Here is a 7,182-nt window from a genome sequence, read left to right as displayed (position 1 = left end):
CGGTCCATTCGTGGCGAATGAGCATCTCGCGTTCCACCTGATACTCATGGAAGGTGTCGTCGGCGCTGCTCCACACGTACAGCCAGCCGTCCCGCAGCTGGCGCAGGGTGTAGCTGCGGGTCTTCAACGGCGGCAGGGTGGGGGCTGACCATTTTTTCGGAAGCGGATTCGGGCCTTGAGAACTGCCTTTTTGCGGCGACTCGTCCACGGCATAGCGAACGGGGAAAACCGCGACCTCCCTTTGCATCAACCCGCACTGGCCGGAGCCTACGGGCACGTTCTGAAATCGCTGATTACGCCTGGCCTGTCTCAACTGGGATTCTGTTGCGTAGCTCATCACATGTCCTTGTGGTTTTCGGTGTTCTGCAGGGCAAAACCGCCATGCGGGGGATGAACACGTAGTCAAGGAACGTGCCAGAGATAACGAAGGTCAATGAATTCAGGAGGATGAGGCGATTACGTGGAGACTATGGACGCCGAAAAGGCGAAAAAACCCTGAAAAGTGCGCAAGAAGTTGCGCAGTGCCTGGCAACTTCTTGCGCACTCGTCTGTACACGCCGGACGACGCGCTCTGCAGCAATGTTCACACAGGGTTATCCACACTTTTAGTGTGCAACTTCTTGCGCATCATGGCCCGAGGGCATCATGTCGGGATTGCGCAGAAAGGACGTGTAGGAGCGAGCTTGCTCGCGATGGACGTCAACGATAACGCTGGCTGTCTGATGCCCCGCGGTGGCCGGGCCTCCATCGCGAGCAGGCTCGCACACAGGGGTGGTGTTTATTGTCGGGTTTGCGGTGAATTCGGGTTATGCGAAATATGCTTGGGCCCCGCCAGCAGCCAGAGCAACAGCCCAAACAGGGGCACGAACACGATCACCACCATCCACACCCCCTTGGTGCTCGATTTCCCCTCACTCTTGCGCACCCGGTTGATCGCCCACAATTCCGCAACCAAGAGCACTGCCGCCAGCACGATCCACGTCGGTTCAAATTGCATGAGTTACCTCCTGATAGTCCCTGGTTTAGGTACGACCGGATCAGCAGGGTTCATTAAATTTCGGCTTCGCATGGGCTTTCGGTTGTCCGCAGATTCTCCGCCACCCCCGCCTGTAGGAGCGAGGCTTGCCCGCGAAGAGGCCAGCAGATCCGGCATTGATGGCGGCTGATACTCCGTCTTCGCGGGCGAGCCTCGCTCCTACAGGCGGGGGGCGTTATCGAGTGTAGGAAATATCTGTATTTCCTAGGACGTGGGAATGCCCGGTGGCTGCGGCTTGGAGGGGATTGATGTTGTTTTGGGAAGGCGAATGCCGCTGGTCCTAGGACATTTCTGGGCAAGGTCTTCGGAGATTTCCTTCGAATTGTGGCGATTTGCGTGAAGTGGTTTGGAAGGTGTTGGGTGGGTAGGCTTTGGTGGTCGCTGGTCATCCAGAGACAGGGTGTAGGAACCCTTCTAGACCGATGGGATGCATTTGGCGTCGAAGCCTGGTTTGCGGCCGTTTACCGGCGTCCGTAAGATCACCTGCGGCGGCTGTGCACGGGCACGCTTCGGCGTGGTCGAGTTTTCCCAAAGGTCTCGATATTCCTACCCCGTGCATGGCTGCCACCCTAGCCCGTAGGAAGGCTAACGGCAGCTCCGTTTCTCCTTTGGGAATTTTGAAAATGAAAACACTTCATCCAGATCCACCCTACGAAAAACCATTGCCTCCCCCCGGCAACCGCTACATGGCCATGACCGGCAATTGCAGCGACATGCCCACTTTCTTCATCGACACCCATGTCCCGCTCGACATTCTGATGGACGCTGCCAACTACCGGATCCGCGCAGTCGTCGAGGTCCTGGAAAACCTGTCCATGCGCGGTTCGATCGAGTGTGAATCCTTCATCCTCAGCGACTTCGCCTTGCTATGCGCCATCCCGTTACGTGATGGTTGTGATGTGCTGGATGTGATTGGCCGGCGATTGCGCGCGCGGCCTTCCCAGTAACACATCCCCTTGTGGGAGCGGGCTTGCTCGCGAAGGCGGTGTGTCAGTCGACGATGATGTCGTTTGACACTGCGCATTCGCGAGCAAGCCCGCTCCCACACAACGGCGGGGAAATACGATCGAATCAATTCAGAGTGGAATCTGCGGCGTCGACAACACCTGCCGCAACCCCATGAACGAGCGAATCTGCCGCACGCCCGGCAGGTACAGCAGTTGTTCGGCATGCAGCCGGTTGAAGCTCTGGCTGTCCTTGGTGCGCAGCAGCATGAAGTAGTCGAATTCCCCCGTGACCACATGGCACTCCATGCAGCCCGAGACCTTTTGCGCCGCGGCTTCGAAGGCGGCGAAGGATTCCGGGGTGGAGCGGTCCAGCACCACGCCGATCAACACCACCATGCCGGCGTCCAGCGCATCGGGGTTGAGCAGGGCGACGATGCCCTTGATCAGCCCGGCCTGCTTGAGCCGTTCGACACGTCGCAGGCATGCCGGCGGGCTCAGTTTCACTTTCTCGGCCAGGGCCACATTGGAGATGGAAGCGTCGCGTTGCAGGGCCTTGAGGATGGCGCGGTCGGTGCGATCAAGTGGCATCGGCTCTGCAGCCTGGGTGGCGGATCGTTTGTGATTATTTGTTGCGTTCATGTCGACCTGTACGCAATAAAGTTTCTTTGAGATGTTTCTGTAAGGAATAAAGCAACTATAAATCGACAAAATTTGCAACACGGATTTTCAGGTTTTTTCTTAATATTGAAATATCGAAGCCCGCCAGAGTGCTTGGATATCCCACCCCATTAAGGATTAGCGCCATGAACCTGAATCGTTTTAAACGTTATCCGTTGACCTTCGGCCCATCGCCCATCACTCCCTTGAAGCGCCTCAGCGAGCACCTGGGCGGCAAGGTCGAGCTGTATGCCAAACGTGAAGATTGCAACAGTGGCCTGGCCTTCGGTGGGAACAAGACGCGCAAGCTCGAGTACCTGATTCCCGAGGCGATCGAGCAGGGCTGCGACACCCTGGTGTCCATCGGCGGCATCCAGTCCAACCAGACCCGTCAGGTGGCGGCGGTCGCGGCGCACCTGGGCATGCAGTGCGTGCTGGTGCAGGAGAATTGGGTGAATTATTCCGACGCGGTGTATGACCGGGTCGGCAACATCGAGATGTCGCGGATCATGGGCGCAGACGTACGCCTCGATGCAGCAGGCTTCGACATCGGCATTCGTCCCAGCTGGGAGAAGGCCATGAGCGATGTGCGGGAGCGGGGCGGCAAGCCGTTTCCGATTCCGGCCGGTTGTTCCGAGCATCCTTACGGTGGCCTGGGGTTTGTCGGTTTTGCCGAGGAAGTGCGGCAGCAGGAACAGGAGCTTGGCTTCAAGTTCGATTACATCGTGGTCTGCTCGGTGACCGGCAGCACCCAGGCCGGGATGATCGTGGGGTTTGCCGCCGACGGTCGTTCGAAAAAGGTGATCGGGATTGATGCGTCGGCCAAGCCGGACAAGACCCGTGCACAGATCCTGCGCATCGCCCGGCATACGGCGGAACTGGTGGACCTGGGCCGTGAGATCACCGAAGAGGATGTGGTGCTCGATACGCGCTTTGCGCATCCGGAATACGGGCTGCCCAACGAAGGCACGCTGGAAGCGATTCGTCTGTGCGGGCGGCTGGAAGGGGTGTTGACCGATCCGGTGTACGAGGGCAAATCGATGAACGGGATGATCGAGATGGTGCGTCGCGGGGAGTTTCCGGAGGGATCGAGAGTGCTGTATGCGCACCTGGGTGGGGTGCCGGCGTTGAATGCGTACAGCTTTCTGTTTCGTAACGGTTGAGTAACTGCACATGCAGTCCCCTGTGGGAGCGGGCTTGCTCGCGAAAGCGGTGTGTCGGGCAGCGCAAGTGTCGACTGACACGACGCCTTCGCGAGCAAGCCCGCTCCCACATTTGATCCTGTGTTATCTGAGGCTTTGTGTGACAGGAGTCACCACCATGCAAGGAACACCGCCATCCGCCACCTGGCTCAAACCACCCTCGGCCGATGCCGCCGTGGTGATCGTGTCCAGCGCCACGCTGCCGCCATACATGAACCACCAACTGCACAGGGCCATCGACGACTGGGACCAGGTGGCCCATCTGGTCGTCCAGCAATCCGGGGCTTTCATGCAGGACTGGTTGCAGGCCGGCTCCAACCCGGACGAGCCGACGCTCGCCGCCACCTGTCAGGCCAGCCAGTTGCTGAGCTGCGTCGCCAAGGGCTGCTTTTTGCTGGATGTCGAAGTCGGCCCGGTCCCCAGCCTCACCTGGCTCGGTTCGGTGCGCGGTCATCCGTTGCGGCTGGTCAGGCTCGGCAAGGAGGCGTCGTCCCATGCCGCGATGGATCAGCAGGTGGAGGAGATTCTCGCGCTCACCCGGACGCTGGCCAAAAGCGTGTTGCAAGAACGCTGTGGTCTCTAGCGAAAGTCGCGCAGAGCGACCACATTGATGTAATGCCGATTTTGCAGGAGTCGCCCATGAACCCGTCCGATCAACACGCCCAATCACCGGGCCAGGCAGCGGAAGACCTTCAGGAAATCGCCGAGTGGCGCGACGCCTTGCTCTCGGTCATCGCCTATGGCGGCACGGAGCAGGCGAAAAGGATCCTCGATACCTTGCTGGCGGTGGCCAGCGAAGCGGACATCGGGTGGCGCCCCAGCCTCGGCTCTCCCTACATCAACACCATCAGCGTCGACCGCCAGCCGGTGTTTCCCGGGGACCTGGCCATCGAGGAGCGCCTGGCGTCGATCATGCGCTGGAACGCCCTGGCGATGGTGGCCCGGGCCAATCAGGCCTACGGCGAACTGGGCGGACACATCGCCAGTTATGCCAGCGCCGCCGATCTGTTCGAAGTGGGTTTCAACCATTTTTTCAAGGCCCGAACCCAGAGCAGCGGTGGCGATCTGGTGTTCTACCAGCCGCACTCGGCGCCGGGTGTCTACGCCCGCGCTTTCCTCGAAGGACGGCTCGAGGAGCGGGACCTGCACCACTATCGGCAGGAAATCGGTGCCCGGGCCAACGGCGCCCGGGGCCTGTCGAGTTACCCGCATCCGTGGCTGATGCCCGACTTCTGGCAATTTCCCACCGGCTCCATGGGCATCGGCCCGATCAGCTCGATCTACCAGGCGCGCTTCATGCGTTATCTGCAGCATCGCGGTTTGCTGGACACCAGCGGCCGCACCGTCTGGGGCGTGTTCGGCGACGGGGAAATGGACGAACCGGAAAGCATGTCGGCGCTGACCCTGGCGGCGCGCGAAGGGCTGGACAACCTGGTGTGGGTGGTCAACTGCAACCTGCAACGGCTGGATGGGCCTGTGCGTGGCAACGGTCGGATCATCGACGAACTGGAAGCGCTGTTCGGCGGCGCCGGCTGGAACGTGATCAAGCTGGTCTGGGGTTCCGACTGGGACGGCCTGTTTGCGCGGGACACCGATGGGGCGCTGGTCAAGGCGTTGTCCGCCACCGTCGATGGCCAGTTCCAGACGTTCGCGGCAAAGGACGGTCAGTTCAACCGCGAGTACTTCTTCGGCCAGAACGAGGCCTTGGCAAAACTGGCCCAGGGCCTGAGCGACGAGCAGATCGACCGTCTCAAGCGCGGTGGCCATGACCTGGTGAAAATATTCGCCGCCTATCATGCCGCCCAGCGCGAAGGTCGAAAGCCCACGGTGATTCTGGCGCAGACCAAGAAAGGCTTTGGCATGGGCGAGGCGGGGCAGGGGCGGATGACCGTGCACCAGCAGAAGAAGCTCGACCGGGAGGCGCTGATCGCATTCCGCAACCGTTTCAACCTGCCATTGACCGATGAACAGGCCGCCGAGTTGAGCTTCTTCAAACCCGACGAAAACAGCCGTGAAATGCGCTACCTGCACGAACGCCGCCGGGCCCTGGGTGGTTATCTGCCGGCGCGACCCTCGGCTTGCCCGCCATTGGCCATCCCCGAGGTCGACAGCTATGCCGGCTTTGCGATCGCCGCCGACGGCAAGGAAATGTCCACCACCATGGCCTTCGTGCGCATGCTCGGCGGGTTGCTGCGGGACCGGCAACTGGGGCCGCGCATCGTACCGATCGTGGCCGATGAGGCTCGCACATTCGGCATGGCCAGCCTGTTCAAGCAGATCGGCATCTACTCCAGCGTCGGCCAGCGCTACGAGCCGGAAGACATCGGTTCGATCCTCAGTTACCGCGAAGCCCTCAACGGGCAGATTCTGGAAGAAGGCATCAGCGAGGCCGGGGCGATCAGTTCCTGGGTGGCGGCCGCGACCAGCTATTCGGTGCACGGCCTGCCCATGTTGCCGTTCTACATCTACTACTCGATGTTCGGCTTCCAGCGTATCGGCGACCTGATCTGGGCCGCGGCGGATCAACGGGCCCGCGGCTTCCTCCTGGGCGCCACCGCCGGGCGCACGACCCTGGGCGGCGAGGGCCTGCAACACCAGGACGGCAGCAGCCACCTGATGGCCGCGATGGTCCCCAACTGCCGCGCTTACGATCCGGCCTTCGCCTGCGAATTCGCGGTCATCCTCGACCACGGCATGCGCCAGATGCTGGAGCGTCAGGTGGACGAGTTCTACTACGTCACCCTGATGAACGAAAACTACCCGCAACCCAACCTGCCCGAGGGTGCGGAGCAGGCGATCATCAAGGGCATGTACCGCTTCGCTCGGCATGAGGTCGCCGATGCGCGCGGCAGTGTCCAGCTGCTGGGGTCGGGGGCGATCCTGCGCGAAGTGATTGCCGCATCGCAGTTGCTGGCCAGCGACTGGAACGTCGACAGCCAGGTCTGGAGCGTCACCAGCTTCAGCGAGCTGGCCCGGGATGCCCGGGAGGTCGAGCGCTGGAACCGCCTGCATCCGCAACAACCGGCCCGCCGCAGTCACCTTCAGGCTTCGCTCGAGGGATCTGCACCGATCATTGCCTGCTCCGATTACGTGCGCGCCTTGCCCCAGCTGATCGGCAGTTACCTCGATGGCCGCTACACGGTGCTGGGCACCGACGGCTTCGGCCGCAGCGATACCCGTGACAGGCTGCGCAGGTTCTTTGAAGTGGACCGTTATCAGATCGTGTTGAGTGCGCTGACGGCGCTGGTTCACGAAGGCAAGCTTGCGGCGAGCGTTTGCGGCGAGGCGATTGCGAAGTACGTCATCGATATCGACTGTGTTGCGCCATGGGAGAGCTAGG

Annotated in this window: 7 protein-coding genes; 4 read left to right on the top strand and 3 right to left on the bottom strand. The window is 61.2% G+C overall.

Going from position 1 to position 7,182, the window contains the following annotated elements; genetic code table 11:
- On the bottom strand, window positions 1–337 hold a 337-nt coding region (locus HNO86_RS27145; protein WP_372242566.1), incomplete at its 3' end, for a toxin VasX.
- 441 nt (window positions 338–778) lie between these two features.
- Window positions 779–997 (bottom strand): PLDc N-terminal domain-containing protein, encoded by a 219-nt coding sequence (locus HNO86_RS27140; protein WP_175380001.1) that lies wholly within the window; start codon window positions 995–997, stop codon window positions 779–781.
- 662 nt (window positions 998–1,659) lie between these two features.
- Between HNO86_RS27140 and HNO86_RS27135 the strand changes: the two genes are divergently transcribed.
- The gene (locus HNO86_RS27135) at window positions 1,660–1,983 is read left to right on the top strand and encodes a hypothetical protein (RefSeq protein ID WP_175380000.1); all 324 of its coding nucleotides are present in this window, start codon (window positions 1,660–1,662) and stop codon (window positions 1,981–1,983) included.
- 129 nt (window positions 1,984–2,112) lie between these two features.
- Here HNO86_RS27135 and HNO86_RS27130 read toward each other — a convergent pair whose 3' ends face one another.
- Complete coding sequence (locus HNO86_RS27130) at window positions 2,113–2,622, bottom strand: Lrp/AsnC family transcriptional regulator (RefSeq protein WP_175379999.1); 510 nt, start codon at window positions 2,620–2,622, stop codon at window positions 2,113–2,115.
- Window positions 2,623–2,786: 164 nt separating this feature from the next.
- On the opposite strand from HNO86_RS27130, the gene HNO86_RS27125 reads away from it, so the two are divergent.
- The 3 genes from HNO86_RS27125 (at window position 2,787) to mdeB (ending at window position 7,181) form a co-directional block, all read left to right on the top strand.
- A complete protein-coding gene (locus tag HNO86_RS27125) occupies window positions 2,787–3,803 on the top strand; it encodes a 1-aminocyclopropane-1-carboxylate deaminase (RefSeq protein ID WP_175379998.1) in 1,017 nt (338 codons plus the stop codon).
- 157 nt (window positions 3,804–3,960) lie between these two features.
- Window positions 3,961–4,425, top strand: coding sequence for a transketolase (locus tag HNO86_RS27120; protein WP_175379997.1), 465 nt, complete (start codon window positions 3,961–3,963; stop codon window positions 4,423–4,425).
- 56 nt (window positions 4,426–4,481) lie between these two features.
- On the top strand, window positions 4,482–7,181 hold the full coding sequence (gene mdeB, locus HNO86_RS27115; protein ID WP_175379996.1) for an alpha-ketoglutarate dehydrogenase: 2,700 nt from the start codon (window positions 4,482–4,484) through the stop codon (window positions 7,179–7,181).
- The last annotated feature ends 1 nt before the right edge of the window (window position 7,182 follow it).

Source organism: Pseudomonas sp. C1C7 (assembly GCF_013359595.1).
Taxonomy (GTDB): domain Bacteria; phylum Pseudomonadota; class Gammaproteobacteria; order Pseudomonadales; family Pseudomonadaceae; genus Aquipseudomonas.
This window is presented reverse-complemented; position numbering and strand designations above follow the sequence as displayed.

What these genes read in the sequence shown, in the direction of transcription:
- HNO86_RS27135 (WP_175380000.1), top strand. Translation starts at nt 1,660, where the DNA reads ATGAAAACACTTCATCCAGATCCACCCTACGAAAAACCATTGCCTCCC.
- mdeB (WP_175379996.1), top strand. Translation starts at nt 4,482, where the DNA reads ATGAACCCGTCCGATCAACACGCCCAATCACCGGGCCAGGCAGCGGAA.
- HNO86_RS27125 (WP_175379998.1), top strand. Translation starts at nt 2,787, where the DNA reads ATGAACCTGAATCGTTTTAAACGTTATCCGTTGACCTTCGGCCCATCG.
- HNO86_RS27140 (WP_175380001.1), bottom strand. Translation starts at nt 997, where the DNA reads ATGCAATTTGAACCGACGTGGATCGTGCTGGCGGCAGTGCTCTTGGTT.
- HNO86_RS27130 (WP_175379999.1), bottom strand. Translation starts at nt 2,622, where the DNA reads ATGAACGCAACAAATAATCACAAACGATCCGCCACCCAGGCTGCAGAG.
- HNO86_RS27120 (WP_175379997.1), top strand. Translation starts at nt 3,961, where the DNA reads ATGCAAGGAACACCGCCATCCGCCACCTGGCTCAAACCACCCTCGGCC.